This window comes from Psychrobacter sp. P2G3 (assembly GCF_001593285.1).
Taxonomy (GTDB): domain Bacteria; phylum Pseudomonadota; class Gammaproteobacteria; order Pseudomonadales; family Moraxellaceae; genus Psychrobacter.
This window is the reverse complement of sequence record NZ_CP012529.1, coordinates 1938822-1955867: the sequence shown is the minus strand read 5'-3', so window position 1 is coordinate 1955867 and position 17046 is coordinate 1938822. Positions and strand designations below refer to the sequence as shown.

Sequence of the window (17046 nt, the reverse complement as noted above, 5' to 3'; positions counted from 1 at the left end):
CATGTTATTGTATGCCTTTGGCAAGTCAGGTAACAGGTGTTCAGGTTTGAGTAAACAATGAACATGTAGACTGGACAGTATTACTTATTAGTATTGCCTAGATAGTTATTTGATAATATATTGTTATCGGTATTCAATTAAGCTATAACTTCTAGATTTTATTTTAACATATACATTTGTTTTTTAAATATAGAGAAAGTAACTGCTGCGTTTGTAAGTAAGCTCGTTAATCCTTGTTTATATCGTTGACTTTTGGACTTGTTTACCCTAGGCGTGTATAGTTGTGGCAGGTTAAAGCTCACTTACTAAAGACTAATAATTATTCATTATTATGATAGCAGTGAGCCTTTATAATAAGTGTATTCATAATAGGTATGTTTATTTATACCAAGCGCATTCATTAGACACATTCTTTTTTCTATTCGTTATTGATTGTTTAAATTTTCAAACACAGGAGTATTTTATGTCAGACCGTTATGGTGATTTTGTTCAATCTTCTATTGGTAAAAAAGTCGCTAAAAATTTAGGTTTACCGCTACCAGTAAGTCTCGATCGTTTTGAGAGTGGTCAGCGCCTTGTACGAGGTAGTGTATTGGTAGGTTCAGCTACCGGCAATGATAACCGCGTTAGCGAATCTATTGCCCGTATTTTGTCTGAGCTGCATGCTGAAGTCTTTGTTAATAGCAGCGATAGTATTAAAGATACGCTTGCCGATGCCAATGTTGAAGCAAAAGCCAATACAGGTAGCGAAGATAAGTTTAAGGTGTTGTTGTTTGATGCTAGCAATATCAATAATGCAGATGAGCTAAAGCAAGTATACGAGTTCTTTCATTTTGTCGCACGCCGCGTAGAGAAGTCAGGTCGCGTCATTATCGTTGGTCGTCCACCTGAAGAGATTACTGATGTAGAGACAGCATTAGCTCAGCGCGCGCTTGAAGGCTTTGTGAAGTCTGTCGGCAAAGAGTTTAAACGTGGTATTACCGCGCAGCTAATTTATGTCGCTGAAGGCTCAGAAAGCAATCTTGATTCGACATTGCGCTTCTTTACCTCAGCACGTTCAGCTTATGTATCAGGACAAGTAGTACGTGTTGGCAAGGGTAGTGCAGTTGAAGTCGACTGGACGCAGCCTTTAGGCGGCAAAACCATGCTAGTCACTGGCGCAAGCCGTGGTATCGGCGAAGCGATTGCTCGCGTTCTAGCTCGTGAAGGCGCGCATGTTATCTGCCTAGATGTACCGCAACAACAAGCCGACTTACAAAAAGTTGCAAGCGAGATTAGCGGATCTACTTTAATGGTTGATATCACTAGCGATGAGGCAGGCGTACAGATCGCAGAAGCTGCTGAAAAGCGTGGTGGTCTGGATTCTATCATTCACAATGCTGGCGTGACTCGTGATAAAACGCTTGCCAAAATGGATGAGCAAAAATGGGATATGGTAATTAATATTAATCTTGCCAGTATTGCCAAGCTTAATCGTTACTTACTTGAAAATGATGTATTAAAAGATGATGCGCGCATCGTTTGTGTGTCTTCAATCTCGGGTATCGCAGGCAATCTTGGTCAGACCAACTATGCTACTTCTAAAGCTGGGGTAATTGGATTGGTCGATGCGACTGCTAAACAGCTAGTAGCCAATGACAAAGGTATGACGATCAATGCAGTGGCTCCTGGTTTTATCGAGACTCAAATGACTGAAGCCATTCCATTTGCGATTCGTGAAGCTGGTCGTCGCATGAACTCAATGAGTCAAGGTGGACTACCAGTCGATGTTGCTGAAACCATCGCATGGCTAGCGTCTCCTGCGTCTGCTGGTCTCAATGGCAACACGGTACGTGTCTGTGGTCAAAGCTTGCTCGGTGCATAATATTTTCGTACTGTATCAAAACAATGGTGACGTTAGTCAGATTATAAATCATTGATATCACTATTGATTTGTTGTAATTATAATAAGTGCTTACGAAAAATTTGCTGATTTATTGTAATAAAGCTGCCTATGGGTGGCTTTTTTATGATAAAACCACAAGATAAATAAAATAAGCAGAAAGATTTGTTGTCTAACCATTACTTTTATATATGTTTATTTAGTAACTTTTTTGTCCTGTATTTTTGGGGCAAGATGCTGCAAAATAGGCGACTCAGTAGCCAATGGATGTGCTAAGAAAATTTGCTTAAGCCCCAATCAGGATAGATTTATGTCAGATAAACACTATGATGCGTTGCCAAAAGCGCATACCACTTACGCCAATATTATCAAAAGCCTATTACCTATCGGTGATAATGCGAAAGTCGGCAAAGATGAGTTGCCACAAGCGACTTACTATGTGGACGATCTGCACATTGATCAGGGTAACTTAAAAGATTACCGTAAGATTTGCGGTTTCGCTGATGATGGTAAAATTCCGATTACTTACTTTTCGGTGCTATCACAAGCGCTACAGATGAACATGATGGTAAAAGAGCCATTTCCTTTTGCGATGTTGGGGCTAGTGCATGTAGATAATAGTGTCACGCAGTATCGTCCTATTGGCGAACGTGAGACAGTTGCTATGTCCGTGGCGTTCGATAACTTGCGCGATCATGCCCAAGGTCAACAGTTCGACTTTGTCACTACTGTTAAATCGCAAGAAAATGTTATTTGGGAAGGGATTTCAACCTATTTGGCTCGTGGTAAAAAGCCTGATAGTAACGCCAGTAGTAAAAGCAAGCCACGTCCGTTGACTGTCAAGCCTATGGTTGATGAAGAAGGCACACATGCTATCTTTGAAGTGCCAGAAGATATTGGCCGTCGTTATGCCTTTATATCTGGGGATTTTAATCTTATCCATTTACATCCATTATCCGCACGTGCTTTTGGTTTTCCTAAAGCAATCGCTCATGGTATGTGGTCTAAGGCTAAGTGTTTAGCAATGATGGGTGAATTACCTGATGCGTATACTGCTGAGGTATCATTCAAGCTCCCTATATTTTTGCCATCTGAAGTCGAGTTGATTGCTGAATCGGTAGCAAAACTTGAAAGCAGTGATAACACCTGTAATTTTGGGTTATATAGTGCCAAAAATGATAAGCCGCATCTTGCTGGTGTTGTTAAATTAATCGCAGAAGATTAATCAGTATAAGCTTAACTTTAATCTTAATATCTAACTAATATATATACGACTATGACTCTAAATTCAAATGCCCAACCCCTTACTAATGCAGATGATAATCAAGCTTCGATAGCTGACAATGGTATTAATCTCGCTACAATACTTGAGCCTTATTTTCGCCCTGATGAACAGACGATCGTTTGCGGAGCACTTGATGAAGCCAAAGTGAAAGCTCTAGCAGATGCAGGGGTTGAGCTAATTATTAATTTGCAGCCTGATGACGAGTTGAGCTTTGATGAATCAGCAGCGGTTGAGCGGGCAGGTATGTTTTATGAGCAGCTGCCTATCAGCGGTGTTGCAGATTTAAAGCAGCTTAAGATATTGGCATTTGACAATATTTTGCGTCAGCATCATGGTAAAAAAATAGCCATGCACTGTGGTTCTGGTAACAGAGCAGGAGCAGCGATTGCTCTGCGTGCAGGTTGGCTACGTGGGCGTAAGATGGATACTGCTATGGAACGTGGTCGCAGTCATGGGTTGACGAAGCTGGAAGACGAAGTTTATAAGCGTCTGTTAGTACCGCGTTAGAATATGACTGAGTAACGAAAAGGCGACCAATAGGTGGCCTTTTTTATTAGCAAATAATATATTTGTATTTATGATATGAATCATCAGTATTCAATGCTAAAAAGTTTTATAACCTTTAGCGATTCTAAAAAGAACGGAGCAGGACAACCATGATCGTCAATAATAAAAAAAACAATCAGAATCTTGATAAACATATCAATAGTGAGTTTCAACAGCGCCTACAACAATTATTGACAGATTTACAATTAGATGATGCGCCAGCAGGTGGCTCATTAGTCGTCTATCAAGCTGGCAGGTGTATTGTGCAAGCAAATGTTGGTATGGCGCAGGCTAACATACCATGGCAGCCGGAAACTTTATCTTTGAATTTTTCAACAGGTAAGGGAGTATTGGCAACACTGGTTCATGTGTTGGTTTCGCAGCAGCTGCTGGATTATGATAAGCCGATTGCTAGTTATTGGCCTGAATTTTCCTCTAATGGTAAAGCAAATATCACGCTACGCACGCTAATGTCCCATCAAGCCAATTTGTTTTCGATTACCAGTATTGATGCTGATAGCGAGGTTTTGCTTGATTGGGATACCATGCTAGATAAGATTGCTGCGATGCCCACAACCTTACCTGAAGACTTATCATTGTATAGCAGTGCTTACAGTGCTTTAGTTTATGGCTGGGTGTTAGGAGGCGTAATAGAGTCGGTCACTGACATGTCTCTAGCTGGGGCGCTGCGCTATTATTTAACTGAGCCCTTAGATATTGCAGACAGTTGCTATTTTGGCGTTCCAGGCGACAAAGTAGATAGAGTTGCCCGATTAGTAAAGAATTTCGACATATCACAGCAAGATCATAAGGCAGAACAACCTCAACTTCGTTCTCGCCGTAACAAGCCAGTATTGAAAGCTGATTCTGAAAATACATTGCGTATTTATGCAAATCTACCAAACTATCGTTGCTGGAAGCAGCATGCTGCAACACCTCATGCAGTTGTAGAGAGTAATAATGACAAAAATATAGATGAATTATCTACATTAGATACGGCACAGATTAATCGCTTGTATCTCAATACCAGCCAGCTAAATTTAAAAAATTATAAGTCAGCACTCATACCTGCCAACAAACAACCTATTGATTACTATAATCGACAGACACTGCAAGCAGTCATTCCAGCGGCTAACGGTGTGGCTTCAGCAAATGCATTAGCGACTATCTATGCCATGCTAGCCAATGGCGGTACATGGCAAGGACAGACCTTAATCGACGCGGCAACATTCGAGCAGCTATCTACTCCGCAAGTCATGGGAATGGATGCGGTAATGCCAGCGCATATGAATTGGCGCTTGGGATATCATCGATTATTTAGCGTTTGCGCTGATACTGAATCGGGTTTTGGGCACATGGGCTATAACGGTTCAGTCGCATGGTGTGATCCTACACGACAACTGTCTTTTGCCTTTATACATAATTTTGATGTGACTATGTTAAATGATATCCGTCAGTTTGCGCTAACAGAGGCTATATTAAATCTAGTTGATAAAAATATAGCTTAAATATATTTTATGCATGTGGCTTAGTTGATGTCATCTGTAATAATTTCGGGGCACTTAACCCATGCATAAAAATAGACGCCAAGATAACAATAGAGCATACAACCCAAAGTTTTAGAGCATCTTCTTCACCGAAAAAACCCTGATTAAGCGCATACGATAAATAATACAGGGTACCAATACCCCGAATACCGAGAGCGGATATCGCATATTTCTCTGTTCGGGGTAGGTTTAATCCTGATAACGCAATAATGCCGCCAATCGGACGTATCAATAGCAAAAAGGTAAAGCTAACTATATAGACTCGCCATGTCAACTCAACACCTGACTGCAAACCTTGACCAATTAGCATGCCAAAAGCTACCAGTACTAAAGACATTAACAGACCTTCTGACTGCTCAGCAAAATCATGTAATTTTTCATGATAGCTATGCTTATGCTCTGAGCGACGAAACGCAAATGCAGCGACAAATACAGCAATAAAGCCATAACTGTGCACATACTCAGCTAAGCCATAAGCCAGTAATGTCAATGCAATGACCACATAGCCTTGAGAGATAGTAGTCTCACGAGTATGCTTTGAAAACACCAGTTTCGCCAAGACTTTTCCAACGACAATACCGACTACTAGACCGGCACCAATCTTCCATAACACGTCATGTGTAAACCATGACCACAGCATCTCGCTGGTAAAGCGTTTATCTTCGCTAAACGCCTCTGCTATTTTAATTGCCAAATAAACGAATGGAAAAGCCAGTCCATCGTTCAAACCTGCTTCTGACGTTAAGGTAAAGCGCGGCGTATCTTCACCGCCCGTGTTCGGCGGGCCTACCTGAATGCTTGACGCTAATACGGGATCGGTAGGCGCAAGTACTGATCCCAACAAAATCGCTGCACCCATGCTTAGACCAAACGCATAATAGCCCAAAAAAGCCATTGCAAAAATACCAATAGGCATAGTAATAAGCAGTAAACGTATAGTAGGGCGCCACAAGCGCCATGATAGTGGTGTATCAATCTTGATACCAGCACCAACGAGCGATACGAGCACTACAATCTCAGTGATTTTCTCAATAACGACGCCATTCTCCATAGGATCCAGAAATGACAATGAGAGCCATAAATAACCGACTATGATGCCAAAGCTTACTTGAAGCATAGGTAGAGATATGGGTAGGCGCTTAAACATAATTGGGAACAATGCCCCAAATAAAAAAGCGATACCGCAGACCAATAAGAATAAATTATAATTTTCAATCATTAGGTTTGTGTATGCCCCTAGAACCATCTAAAACATTTTTGCGTCTTTCAATGGAAGGTTAATGATAGTTATCGGTGAAAGTAGAAAGTTATAAGATTTCCAACACGGCTAATAAGGCGGCTGAAAAAATCTATCATGACTGGAAAATAGAATTAGTTCCGCAAAAAATCGTTATCAAAACGATAGCTGCGTTGTTTTTTGGTGAAAAAAAAGCCTGCATAGCGCAGGCTTGATTTAAAAAATTAAATTGTTTGTCTGCAATTAACGCTCGACTTGACTCACATCACGTACCGCGCCAGTATCAGCGCTGGTAGTCATGGCAGCATAAGCACGTAGGGCAGGAGAGACATGACGTTCACGACTTACTGGCTTCCAAGCATCGCGACCGCGAGCTTCCATGGCTTCGCGGCGAGTGGCCAAATCTGCATCGCTGACCTGCATATTGATGGTACGGTTCGGGATGTCGATATGAATAGTATCGCCTTCTTCAACCAGACCAATCGCACCGCCTTCAGCCGCTTCAGGGCTGGCATGACCAATTGATAAACCTGATGTGCCACCAGAAAAACGGCCATCGGTGAGTAGGGCGCATTCTTTACCTAGACCTTTAGATTTAAGATAAGTCGTTGGATACAGCATCTCTTGCATACCAGGACCGCCTTTTGGTCCTTCATAGCGGATGATAACGACGTCACCTGCTACGATGTTGTCAGCCAATACGGCGGCGACGGCATCATCTTGTGACTCAAAGAGTCGTGCGCGACCGGTAAAAGTTAAGATGCTCTCATCGACGCCTGCGGTTTTAACCACGCAGCCACGCTCAGCGATATTGCCATACAACACTGCAAGGCCACCATCTTCTGAATAGGCATGCTGAGCACTGCGGATACAGCCTGACTCACGGTTAACGTCTAGATTTGACCATTCTTTTGACTGAGAGAACGCTTCGGTTGTACGTACGCCACCAGGGGCGGCGATATATCGTGCACGCGCCTCAGAATTATCAGGATTCATAATATCCCACTTATCGATAGCTTCTTTCATCGTCGCACTATGAATGGTCGGCACGTCAGTCTTCAGTAATCCTGCACGATCAAGCTCGGCCAATAATGCAAAGACACCGCCGGCACGATGCACATCTTCCATATGGTATTTTTGTGAGGCAGGCGCAACTTTTGCAAGGCAAGGCACACCGCGACTTAGGCGATCAATATCTGACATTTTAAAATCGACTTCTGCTTCGTTAGCTGCTGCCAATAAATGCAAAATAGTATTGGTCGAGCCGCCCATCGCGATATCTAATGTCATCGCATTTTCAAAAGCCGCCTTGCTGGCGATGGAGCGCGGTAATACCGAATCATCATCTTGCTCATAACGACGTTTGGCAAGCGAGACAATGGTACGCCCAGCTTCTAAAAACAGCTCGCGACGCAGCGAATGAGTCGCCAACAGCGAGCCATTACCCGGTAAGGCCAATCCTAAGGCTTCGGTCAAACAGTTCATCGAGTTGGCAGTAAACATACCAGAGCACGAACCGCAAGTAGGGCAGGCTGAGGCTTCAATAGCCGCCACATCTTCATCACTAATGCTATCATCAGCGGCGTCCATCATCGCATCAACAAGGTCAAGTTTACGAACCGCACTGCCGTTACTGTCTTCATTATTGTGACTTTTACCAACCGTACTGGCTAGAATTTTGCCCGCTTCCATCGGCCCACCTGAAATAAACACTACTGGAATATTTAGACGCATTGCAGCCATTAACATACCAGGAGTGATTTTATCGCAGTTGGAAATACAAACTAACGCATCAGCGCAGTGAGCGTTGACCATATATTCGACAGAGTCGGCAATCAAGTCGCGACTTGGCAGTGAATACAACATACCGCTATGACCCATCGCAATACCATCGTCGACTGCAATAGTATTAAACTCTTTTGCGACACCGCCAGCTTTTTCAATCTCGCGTGCGACCAGTTGTCCAAGGTCTTTTAAATGCACGTGACCGGGCACAAACTGAGTGAATGAGTTGGCAATGGCAATAATAGGTTTGCCAAAGTCACCATCAGTCATGCCAGTTGCACGCCATAGTGCGCGTGCACCTGCCATATTACGACCACCGGTAGAGGTTTTTGAGCGATAATCCATTTGATATTCCTTACAAATAGGCGAGGTTTATTGAAAAATTTAGCCTCAGCTTTGATGTTGATAGTGTGCTTTTTTAAAGTGTGCTTTTTATAGCCTCTGAGTACTAGTGAATAATACTAGGCCGTTACCATACCATTAGATATGAGTAACTAAAAACAATTCGTCGATTATGATACTTCGATTGTAATATCATAATAAGGAGCCTGAAGGTAAGGTGCTACCCAACCCGTTCTAAAATTGCCGTTTCAAACCAAGGTAATTCTGTTTTGTCGGCTTCTAATTTGGTAATAATTGCTAAAGCGTGAGGGGCTAATAGCTGTTGATAATCAGTACTAGCATCAATAGTGAGTAGCGGCTCATCGCTTGTACTCTGCTCATCAATACTGACTAGGGTTTGCTTAGCATTTTTATAAAGAACATCTACACGGCCAAAAAATTGCCAATCTTTAAAAGCAGCTGTCATAGCATCATCCGCGTCCTTGGTGTATACCTGCTGCGTCGCTTTGCCTGTATTCGTCCAATGTAGGCGTACGGCTAATTGCAGGGCTTCACTAAAGACAACCAGCGAGCCGATTACCTTGACGTGCCAAGGGCTTGCTAATAAACCGTCTGCAATCCCAATAAGCTTGGCAGCAGCATCGGCCGTCATAGGCGTATTAAATTGTGCAAGCAGAGCAGGTGTCAACGGATGGGTCTGTTTGACACTATCATCTAAACTATCGTAATGATACAAGAACAGCATTGGAACATCTTGTGTAACCGTCTTTTCACTGATTTTGCAGTTGTGAATTTGCCAACTGATAGTCGTATCGGTTAGTGCTTCAGCTAGGATAATAGTGTTTGGGGCGATAGTTTTTGGACTGGCGCTATTTTCCAGTGATTCTACATGATCTGACACTGCAGATAATGGTGTATCAGAATCAGAATTAGATGATGACTGAGTAGGTAAAGTAGTCAAATTCATAAACCTAACATTAACAAAGTGAGGGCTTAATATAGCATTGAATAGGGCTTGCACGCCAATAAAATAGAGTGTTTAGATTGCTAATATTGTTAGAAGATAGCTATCAAGTAGCGACTTGCCTGCACGTTAACAGTTTTAGATGTGTCTTGTACTCAGACTATATTTCGTCCACTATATATGGCAGGTAATATGTAACCAGATACGATGATGCATTAACCATTAATAAATATTTAAGGAAAAAATAATGACACAAGCTAATCAGAAAACCAAATACGATGAAAACAATATTTTTGCCAAAATGCTAAACGGTGATATTCCATATCACAAGGTTTATGAAGATGATAAAACCCTCGCCTTTATGGATATTATGCCGCAAGCAGAGGGTCATGTACTGGTAATACCTAAGCAAAAAGCCGTTGATTTAGTGGATCTTGAACCAGAATATGCCGCAGCTGTTTTGATGACGTCTAAAAAGGTCATGCAAGCGCAACGTCAGGTATTTGAGCGTGAAGGTATTATTCAAATGCAATTGAATGGATCGCAAGCTGGGCAGACGGTATTTCATTACCATGTACATCTGATTCCATCAAGCATCCATGAGCTAGGTCGCCATGCAGTTAAGCAGGCAGATAGTGAAAAACTTGCTGAAACTGCCAAACAACTTGCAGCGATAATTTCCGATTCATAAAATAAAAACACTGTTTTTTAATCTGGTAAAGCCAGTTTGATCGTTATATATTAAGGTTATTCTCAATAAGTATAACTAGGCAGCTAGCAAGCTGCCTTTTTTATTGCTTGGTAATAGTCATGTAACAATCGTTAAAGTAGTGTTACAAGTCAGTGCTACATCTGGGGTTCAGACAAAGAGTATGGTACAAACTATATTTTGTTGGGCGCATCGGTTCTACATTGCTTCTACGAATGACCTTTTTGTTCAATAACGCTGCATTAATTTGAGGACATTATTTTTTATGAGTAAATTACCTCGCTCTACCATTTTGCTGCCAGTATTTTTACCAGCAGCTGCCATCATGCTGTTGCTGGTGATTGGCACAGCGATTAATCCAGTAGCTGCTGGCGAGTTATTTAGTACAGTACTGGCTTTTACCACCGATACTTTCGGTTGGTTTTATATGTTAGCAGTCGCTATATTCTTAGTGTTTATTGTTGCCTTAGCATTTTCATCTTATGGCAGTATTAAGCTGGGTCCTGACCATGCAGAGGCTGAGTATAAGTTTCTTGAATGGTTTGCTATGTTGTTTTCGGCAGGCTATGGTATTGCCTTGCTATTCTATGGTGTCGCCGAACCTGTGCTACATTTTGCAACGCCGCCATTGTCAGAGCCTCAAACCATAGCTGCGGCCAAAGAAGCCATGCAAATTGCTTATTTTCACTGGGGTTTTCATATTTGGGCTATTTATGGCGTGGTAGGTTTATCACTGGCGTATTTTTCCTTTCGTCATGGCTTGCCATTGTCAGTGCGCTCAACCTTATATCCATTAATTGGTGACAAGATCTATGGCCCTATTGGGCATACTGTTGATGTGTTTGCAATTGTGGGTACCATGTTCGGTATCGCCACCAGTCTAGGTTTATCGGTGGCGCAAATTAACGCTGGGCTAAATTATTTGCTACCAGATATGGTTCCAGTTAATACGACTGTGCAAGTTATTATCATTGCCTTAGTGACAGCTGCTGCCTTGGTATCTGTGTTAGCAGGTATGGATAAAGGCGTAAAGCGGTTGTCTATCTTAAACATGTTGCTAGCAACGGCTCTGATGCTATTTGTATTTATCGTTGGCCCTACTGTTTTTCTTCTAAATGCTTTTATGGAAAATACAGGCAGCTATTTGGGTAATATCGTTGAGCGTACCTTTAGCTTGCAAGCTTATCAATCGAGTGATTGGATTGGTAGCTGGACACTATTTATCTTTGCATGGACGATTGCATGGGCGCCTTTTGTCGGTTTATTTATTGCTAAGATTAGTCGTGGTCGCACCATTCGTGAGTTTGTATTAGGCGTAATGTTGGTGCCAACGCTATTTACTTTTTTTTGGTTCTCGGTATTTGGTGATACCGCGTTACATATGATTATGGTTGATGGTTACGACGCCTTGATTAGTGAAGTGCAGAATAACCAAGCGATAGCGTTATTTAAATTGTTAGAGAACTTGCCATTCACCCAGATAGTGTCATCATTGACAGTAATATTAATTATTACCTTCTTTGTGACCTCATCGGATTCAGGGTCATTGGTTATTGACTCGCTCGCTGCGGGCGGGCGTAGTGATACGCCATGGTGGCAGCGCTCGTTTTGGGTGATAACTGAAGGGGCAGTCGCCGCAGCTCTACTCATCGCTGGTGGTCTAAGCGCTTTGCAAACAGCCGCTATCGTCAGCGCCTTACCCTTTGCAGTCATTATATTGATTTCGACATTTGGTATGTGGCGTGCGCTACGTATTGAAGGACATCGCAATCAGAGTCTAGCCAATGACAATCATCTTCCGCCACATCTACTCAAACTCGACGCATGGCGTGACCGTATTGATTATATAACCAATCAGCCAACGCGTGATAAAGTGCTTGGTTATATCAAAGGCACGGTTCTATCGTCAATGCGTGAAGTTGCAGAGAAGTTTGCCGAAACAGGTTGGTTACCTGATGTTAACTATGATGAGGTTAATGATCGTGCTGTATTGGAGTTAAGACGTGGTGATAACGTTGAATTCTGGTACGAGGTTCGTTTGTCAGAGCATGAGATTCCTGACTATTATACTGAAGATATGGCCAATGAATTACCACAAGAGCACCATCATCGTGCTGAGGTATATCTGCGCCGTGGCGGTCAAACCTATGATTTATATGGTTATCAATCAGAATCGGTGATTAATGATATTATTGATCAGTTTGAAAAATACCTACACTTCTTAAATGTCTCGCCAGATAGTTTACCGTGGCGCATGCAAGAGCATGATGAAGATATCACTTTAGAGCAGGGTAGTGTGTTTGATAAGTAGTGCGTTTGATAAATAGTTGGTTTAATTATTAAAACTGAGTATTTATTGTTGCAAGTTATTCATCTGAATGGCTTGCAATAAAGTCAAGAACCCTTAGAATAACGGCTTGTTTTCACCATGAATCAAGCCGTTTTTTATGCCTATAAATAATCCAGTTTCTTCTGAGTCGTCAGCACAAATCGCCAATGATCATCCGTTGTTACAACCGTTAACTATCGGTGGTCTGACGATTGAAAACCGTCTGATGGTGGCGCCGATGGCAGGTGTGACGGACAATCCCTTTCGCAGATTATGCAAATCATTTGGTGCCGGTCACGCAGTCAGCGAGATGATAATCGCTGATACGGCGCTTTATGCTCGCAAAAAATCTCTCTATCGTGCCAATTTTGATAACGAAATCGCGCCAATTTCTGCGCAGATAGCAGGTGCTGAGCCTGACAAACTCGCTGAGGCAGCACGTTATCAGATTGATAATGGTGCGCAGATTATCGATATCAATATGGGCTGTCCCGCCAAAAAAGTCTGTCGCAAGCTAGCGGGTTCTGCATTGCTGCAAGACGAAGATTTGGTCGCGCGTTTATTAGATGCTGCGGTAAATAGCGTAAATGCACCTGTGACATTAAAAACGCGCTTGGGTTTTGAGAATGGACGCGAGAATATTTTGCGCGTGGCGAAGCGAGCAGAGCAAGCGGGTATTGCTGCCATTGCTATTCATGGGCGCACTCGTGAGGATATGTATACAGGCGAAGCGCGTTATGAGCTGATACGTGAAGTTAAAGAAAGTATCAGCATTCCGGTCATTGCCAATGGTGATATTGATAGCGCGCAAAAGGCTCAGCGTGTTTACGAGTTAACAGGCTGCGATGCGGTGATGATTGGCCGTGCTGCTCAAGGGCAACCGTGGTTATTTCGTGATATCGGGCATTTTCTGCGTACTGGTGAGAGTCTATCTGCGCCAAGTGTTAGCGAAATCAAAGAGATTGTACTGGCACATCTGCAAGAGCTATATGGCTTTTACGGTGAATACTCTGGTTGCCGTATCGCCCGCAAGCATATTGCTTGGTATACCACGGGTATTCCTAACTCTAATGCTTTTCGCCAAGCGATGTATGGTGAGGAGAGCACCGCTGGGCAGTTTCGCGTGGTCGAGGCTTTTTTGCAAGCGCACGAATGACTTAAATAAATGTCATTATCTACAATGCGTCTTTTGAGTTTGAGGTCAAGGGTCTAAATCTAGATTTGAGGTATCAAAGGTTTTATTGTGAAGTTTTTGATTCACACGCTGTGACCCCTGTGGTGATTTTTCTTTTTGCCAAGGGAAGCGTCCTTCTAGCTCGACTTGTAATGACAAGCTCAAAAAAGTTCGAATAAGTACGATAAAGCCTAATACTAGAACACTGCGTAACGTAGGTTCTGTAACGACAGTTGCCATAATGTCGGCAGCGATGAGTACCTCTAAACCTAGCAAAATAGACTTGCCAACGGTCTGCCTAATCTCGACGTAGGTATCATGATTGAAACCGCCAGTTAAACGAATGCCTCGATAAAAAGCAAAAAATAGTCCAAAGAACATAATAAGTACACCAATGACTTCGACTATCTTGGCAATCACATCAATGTAATGGGCTAACATTTCTATCAAAATATTCATCCTCATCATTAAGCAGGGTTAATTAGCTTGAATATAGTCAATACTCTACAATCCAGATATTCGCTTAACTTAAATTGTCGTGTTATTTGTTAATAATTTGAAGTGTTAGCCAAATACGCGCCATAGTATCCAAAACAATCCTGCCATAATGGCCGCAATGACTATTAGCCGCTTAGCCCAATAAGGGAGGAGCGGTTTTTTATAGCCTATATCATCTAATTTACTATCAACGCCTTTTTGTAAGCTTTTAAATCCTTGTTCAGACTTCGTCGTTTTGACGCGATGCTTGATTAATGATTCAGGTACGATTTCTACTTCTGGCTCTCTATCAAAGCTGAGAGCTTCGTTTGGAATGCCTTGTTTATTAGCAATAGTGGTAAGGTTTTGCTGTTGTTTGTTCTTAAGCTCAGTCTCATAAGCATCGATACGCAACTTTGCTTCGTCCATACTGATATTCTCATCTTCCGCTAAAGACTTAATCGCCATGACTAAATTGCCTTTTTCGACCATCATAATGATAGCTTTTGGCAGCTTTGCACTGATAGGTTTTAAGTTTGGGTCGGAGTTAAACATGGTAGTCCTTGCTATTTAATGACGTTAAAGCGCTGGTAAAGAATGATGACCATTATAGCAATATTATCTCTATAAAATTATTGTTGGATGGTACAGTTGATGCTAGATTAAATGGATACACTAGCTTATGACGCGAGACTGGGAAAGATTTTTCTTGCGTGCTGTGTCTACGCTGACAAAGGCTGCGCAAAATTTGTCCCAGTCTCACTGAATCTCTTTTGTATTGACCTGACTATAAGGTAAAACCTTTATAACTTGATAGTTTTTCAATACGACCTAAATTTACACAAAAAAATACCGCCGTCATAACGATGATTGCGGTATTTTAAATAATGCTTACTTATCACCTAAAGCGATAACTTACATATCTTTCCAGCGTTGGATAGACTCTTTAATCACTTCTTTCGCTTCTGCGACATCACCCCATGATTCAACCACAGTAGTACCTGGTTTTTTAAGGTCTTTATAGTGACTAAAATGGAACTCTAACTGTTTGATGATTTGCTCAGGTAGGTCTGCTAAGCTGTTGTAGGCATTACCATTGTTGCGATCATCAGCTGGTACAACGACGATTTTGTCATCAACTTCACCATCATCAACGAACTTCATCACACCGATAACTTTGGCTTTTAAGAAAATACCAGTCGTTAAAGGCTGCTCAGTAAGAATTAGCGCATCAAGCTCATCACCATCTTCATCAAGCGTTTGTGGGATAAAACCATAGTTGCAAGGTTTGGCGAAAATCTGTGGGTCAATACGGTCAAGCTCAAATACGGCTAACTCGCGATTCCATTCGATTTTGTGACTGCTACCAGTTGGGATTTCGATTACGACATTAATAATGCCGCCATCAACGTCGCCTGCGTCTAAGATTTTATTGAAGTCTGCCATAGAATGCTCCTATTTGCTTTTGTTATAAATGCTTGGTTAGCGGAAAATGATTAAAGGGTCATATATTGGCGTAGTATGTTTATCGCTATGCCTAATCTGTGCCGCCTGCAGTATAACAAGTTTGGCTTAAGTTTTCTCATTAAGCTTAAGTCCAAGAAGGCACGATATTATGCAAAATAAGACTCAATAACGCAAATTGACATGAGACAATTAACTCAAGACGTTAAGTCTAGCTGCTATTTATAGGAGGCGATTGGACGTAATTCAATCAGGCCTGCATGACGTTTGGCAATGTTATCGATGAGCTTTTGGGTAATTTGCTCATAACTTAATGCTTCGTTTGTTTGCTTATTCTGTTTCTCACTCATCGCCACAAAGTCAGCCAATCGCAACATCTGCATGCCAGCATAACCGCAAGGGTTAATCGCATTAAATGCTGATAAATCACAATTTAGATTTAACGCAATGCCATGATAGCTAAAGCCATGCTTAATCTTAAAACCTAGTGAAGCGATTTTACCTAACATAATGGCGTCTTCTGCTGGCGAGACAGACTGGTTGTCACCATTTCTATCAACGTCAGCATCGCCATTTTGCGTATGAGACATGTTGGCATATAAATAGACACCTGGCGCATCGCGACGCGAATGAGCGCTGATATTGCCATTAATATTGTCATTATTAATGTCAGATGATGCCAGACTTTTTAAACAGTCGTTGACTACATCTTCTATCGCTTGCTCGGCATGTGACACGAGATTGCGGACGCTCCAGCCGAGACTATGTAGGTCAAATAGCCAGTAGACGACCAGTTGTCCATGTCCATGCCACGTCACCTGTCCACCGCGATCGGTCTTAATGATGGGTGTGTCTGTATGCTGCAAAATATGTTCTTCTTTACCTGCCTGCCCAAGGGTATAGACATCGTTATGATCAATTACCCATAACTCGTCAGGCGTACGCAAGCTTTGTTCTTTCTTTAAGGCGATACGTTCCAGTGTGCGCTCTAGCATCGCGTCATGAGTAGGATTGTAGTCAGCAGATGACAACGATTTTCTGACGAGCATATCGCTTATTTGTTGTGAGGTTTGTTGCGACGTTTCTGATGATGTTATTTGCATCGTTTCTGGTATGGGTTTTTGCATGACGGTCAGCATCTTATTGTTGTATGAGCAATTTGCTTTAGGTAAGATAGATAATGATACTAAATAGGTAAGAATATTAAATAATTAATGATAATAACGAGTTTAGCAGTTTTTGCTATTATCACCCAACCTTAAATAGGCGAATGCTTCCTTCTTAGATAATACAGATGCTGCTTCA

14 protein-coding genes are annotated in these 17046 nt (G+C 42.0%); 7 read left to right on the top strand and 7 right to left on the bottom strand.

Annotation, left to right across the window (positions count from 1 at the left end; genetic code table 11):
* The first annotated feature begins 463 nt into the window (after positions 1–463).
* The 4 genes from AK823_RS07980 to AK823_RS07965 all read left to right on the top strand — a co-directional run bounded on the left by AK823_RS07980 (position 464) and on the right by AK823_RS07965 (position 5221).
* Positions 464–1864, top strand: coding sequence for a 3-oxoacyl-ACP reductase (locus AK823_RS07980; RefSeq protein ID WP_068328058.1), 1401 nt, complete (start codon positions 464–466; stop codon positions 1862–1864).
* Positions 1865–2192: 328 nt separating this feature from the next.
* Entirely contained in the window at positions 2193–3107 is a 915-nt protein-coding gene (locus tag AK823_RS07975) for a MaoC/PaaZ C-terminal domain-containing protein (protein ID WP_068328057.1), read from the top strand.
* A 51-nt stretch (positions 3108–3158) separates the two neighbouring features.
* On the top strand, positions 3159–3674 hold the full coding sequence (locus tag AK823_RS07970) for a sulfur transferase domain-containing protein (protein ID WP_068328055.1): 516 nt from the start codon (positions 3159–3161) through the stop codon (positions 3672–3674).
* Positions 3675–3823: 149 nt separating this feature from the next.
* Positions 3824–5221 (top strand): serine hydrolase domain-containing protein, encoded by a 1398-nt coding sequence (locus AK823_RS07965; protein ID WP_068328053.1) that lies wholly within the window; start codon positions 3824–3826, stop codon positions 5219–5221.
* Positions 5222–5228: 7 nt separating this feature from the next.
* Here AK823_RS07965 and AK823_RS07960 read toward each other — a convergent pair whose 3' ends face one another.
* The 3 genes from AK823_RS07960 to AK823_RS07950 all read right to left on the bottom strand — a co-directional run bounded on the left by AK823_RS07960 (position 5229) and on the right by AK823_RS07950 (position 9591).
* Positions 5229–6479, bottom strand: coding sequence for a cation:proton antiporter (locus tag AK823_RS07960; protein ID WP_068328051.1), 1251 nt, complete (start codon positions 6477–6479; stop codon positions 5229–5231).
* A 261-nt stretch (positions 6480–6740) separates the two neighbouring features.
* On the bottom strand, positions 6741–8627 hold the full coding sequence (gene ilvD, locus AK823_RS07955) for a dihydroxy-acid dehydratase (protein WP_068328048.1): 1887 nt from the start codon (positions 8625–8627) through the stop codon (positions 6741–6743).
* Positions 8628–8844: 217 nt separating this feature from the next.
* Positions 8845–9591, bottom strand: coding sequence for a hypothetical protein (locus tag AK823_RS07950; protein WP_068328046.1), 747 nt, complete (start codon positions 9589–9591; stop codon positions 8845–8847).
* Between the two features lie 244 nt (positions 9592–9835).
* Here AK823_RS07950 and AK823_RS07945 point away from each other — a divergent pair, with 244 nt between their 5' ends.
* From AK823_RS07945 to dusB, 3 genes are all read left to right on the top strand, one after another.
* Positions 9836–10279 (top strand): HIT family protein, encoded by a 444-nt coding sequence (locus AK823_RS07945; RefSeq protein WP_068328045.1) that lies wholly within the window; start codon positions 9836–9838, stop codon positions 10277–10279.
* 283 nt (positions 10280–10562) lie between these two features.
* Positions 10563–12608 carry a BCCT family transporter gene (locus AK823_RS07940; protein ID WP_068328044.1) on the top strand — a complete coding sequence of 682 codons (2046 nt, stop codon included), beginning with the start codon at positions 10563–10565 and terminating at the stop codon, positions 12606–12608.
* Positions 12609–12744: 136 nt separating this feature from the next.
* Positions 12745–13782 carry a tRNA dihydrouridine synthase DusB gene (gene dusB, locus AK823_RS07935; protein ID WP_082785676.1) on the top strand — a complete coding sequence of 346 codons (1038 nt, stop codon included), beginning with the start codon at positions 12745–12747 and terminating at the stop codon, positions 13780–13782.
* 45 nt (positions 13783–13827) lie between these two features.
* On the opposite strand, the gene AK823_RS07930 is transcribed toward dusB, so the two are convergent.
* The 4 genes from AK823_RS07930 to AK823_RS07915 all read right to left on the bottom strand — a co-directional run bounded on the left by AK823_RS07930 (position 13828) and on the right by AK823_RS07915 (position 16844).
* Positions 13828–14241, bottom strand: coding sequence for a DUF1622 domain-containing protein (locus AK823_RS07930; RefSeq protein ID WP_228138940.1), 414 nt, complete (start codon positions 14239–14241; stop codon positions 13828–13830).
* 123 nt (positions 14242–14364) lie between these two features.
* Positions 14365–14832, bottom strand: a complete 468-nt coding sequence (locus tag AK823_RS07925; protein ID WP_068328043.1) for a hypothetical protein — start codon at positions 14830–14832, stop codon at positions 14365–14367.
* A 360-nt stretch (positions 14833–15192) separates the two neighbouring features.
* Positions 15193–15723, bottom strand: a complete 531-nt coding sequence (locus tag AK823_RS07920; protein WP_068036108.1) for an inorganic diphosphatase — start codon at positions 15721–15723, stop codon at positions 15193–15195.
* 236 nt (positions 15724–15959) lie between these two features.
* Positions 15960–16844: an octanoyltransferase gene (locus AK823_RS07915; protein WP_068330229.1), complete on the bottom strand. Its 885-nt coding sequence runs from the start codon at positions 16842–16844 to the stop codon at positions 15960–15962.
* Between the last annotated feature and the right edge of the window lie 202 nt (positions 16845–17046).

What these genes read in the sequence shown, in the direction of transcription:
- AK823_RS07930 (WP_228138940.1), bottom strand. Translation starts at nt 14,241, where the DNA reads ATGTTAGCCCATTACATTGATGTGATTGCCAAGATAGTCGAAGTCATT.
- AK823_RS07945 (WP_068328045.1), top strand. Translation starts at nt 9,836, where the DNA reads ATGACACAAGCTAATCAGAAAACCAAATACGATGAAAACAATATTTTT.
- AK823_RS07920 (WP_068036108.1), bottom strand. Translation starts at nt 15,723, where the DNA reads ATGGCAGACTTCAATAAAATCTTAGACGCAGGCGACGTTGATGGCGGC.
- AK823_RS07980 (WP_068328058.1), top strand. Translation starts at nt 464, where the DNA reads ATGTCAGACCGTTATGGTGATTTTGTTCAATCTTCTATTGGTAAAAAA.
- AK823_RS07970 (WP_068328055.1), top strand. Translation starts at nt 3,159, where the DNA reads ATGACTCTAAATTCAAATGCCCAACCCCTTACTAATGCAGATGATAAT.
- AK823_RS07960 (WP_068328051.1), bottom strand. Translation starts at nt 6,479, where the DNA reads ATGATTGAAAATTATAATTTATTCTTATTGGTCTGCGGTATCGCTTTT.
- AK823_RS07915 (WP_068330229.1), bottom strand. Translation starts at nt 16,844, where the DNA reads ATGCAAATAACATCATCAGAAACGTCGCAACAAACCTCACAACAAATA.
- AK823_RS07925 (WP_068328043.1), bottom strand. Translation starts at nt 14,832, where the DNA reads ATGTTTAACTCCGACCCAAACTTAAAACCTATCAGTGCAAAGCTGCCA.
- ilvD (WP_068328048.1), bottom strand. Translation starts at nt 8,627, where the DNA reads ATGGATTATCGCTCAAAAACCTCTACCGGTGGTCGTAATATGGCAGGT.
- AK823_RS07940 (WP_068328044.1), top strand. Translation starts at nt 10,563, where the DNA reads ATGAGTAAATTACCTCGCTCTACCATTTTGCTGCCAGTATTTTTACCA.
- AK823_RS07975 (WP_068328057.1), top strand. Translation starts at nt 2,193, where the DNA reads ATGTCAGATAAACACTATGATGCGTTGCCAAAAGCGCATACCACTTAC.
- AK823_RS07965 (WP_068328053.1), top strand. Translation starts at nt 3,824, where the DNA reads ATGATCGTCAATAATAAAAAAAACAATCAGAATCTTGATAAACATATC.
- AK823_RS07950 (WP_068328046.1), bottom strand. Translation starts at nt 9,591, where the DNA reads ATGAATTTGACTACTTTACCTACTCAGTCATCATCTAATTCTGATTCT.
- dusB (WP_082785676.1), top strand. Translation starts at nt 12,745, where the DNA reads ATGCCTATAAATAATCCAGTTTCTTCTGAGTCGTCAGCACAAATCGCC.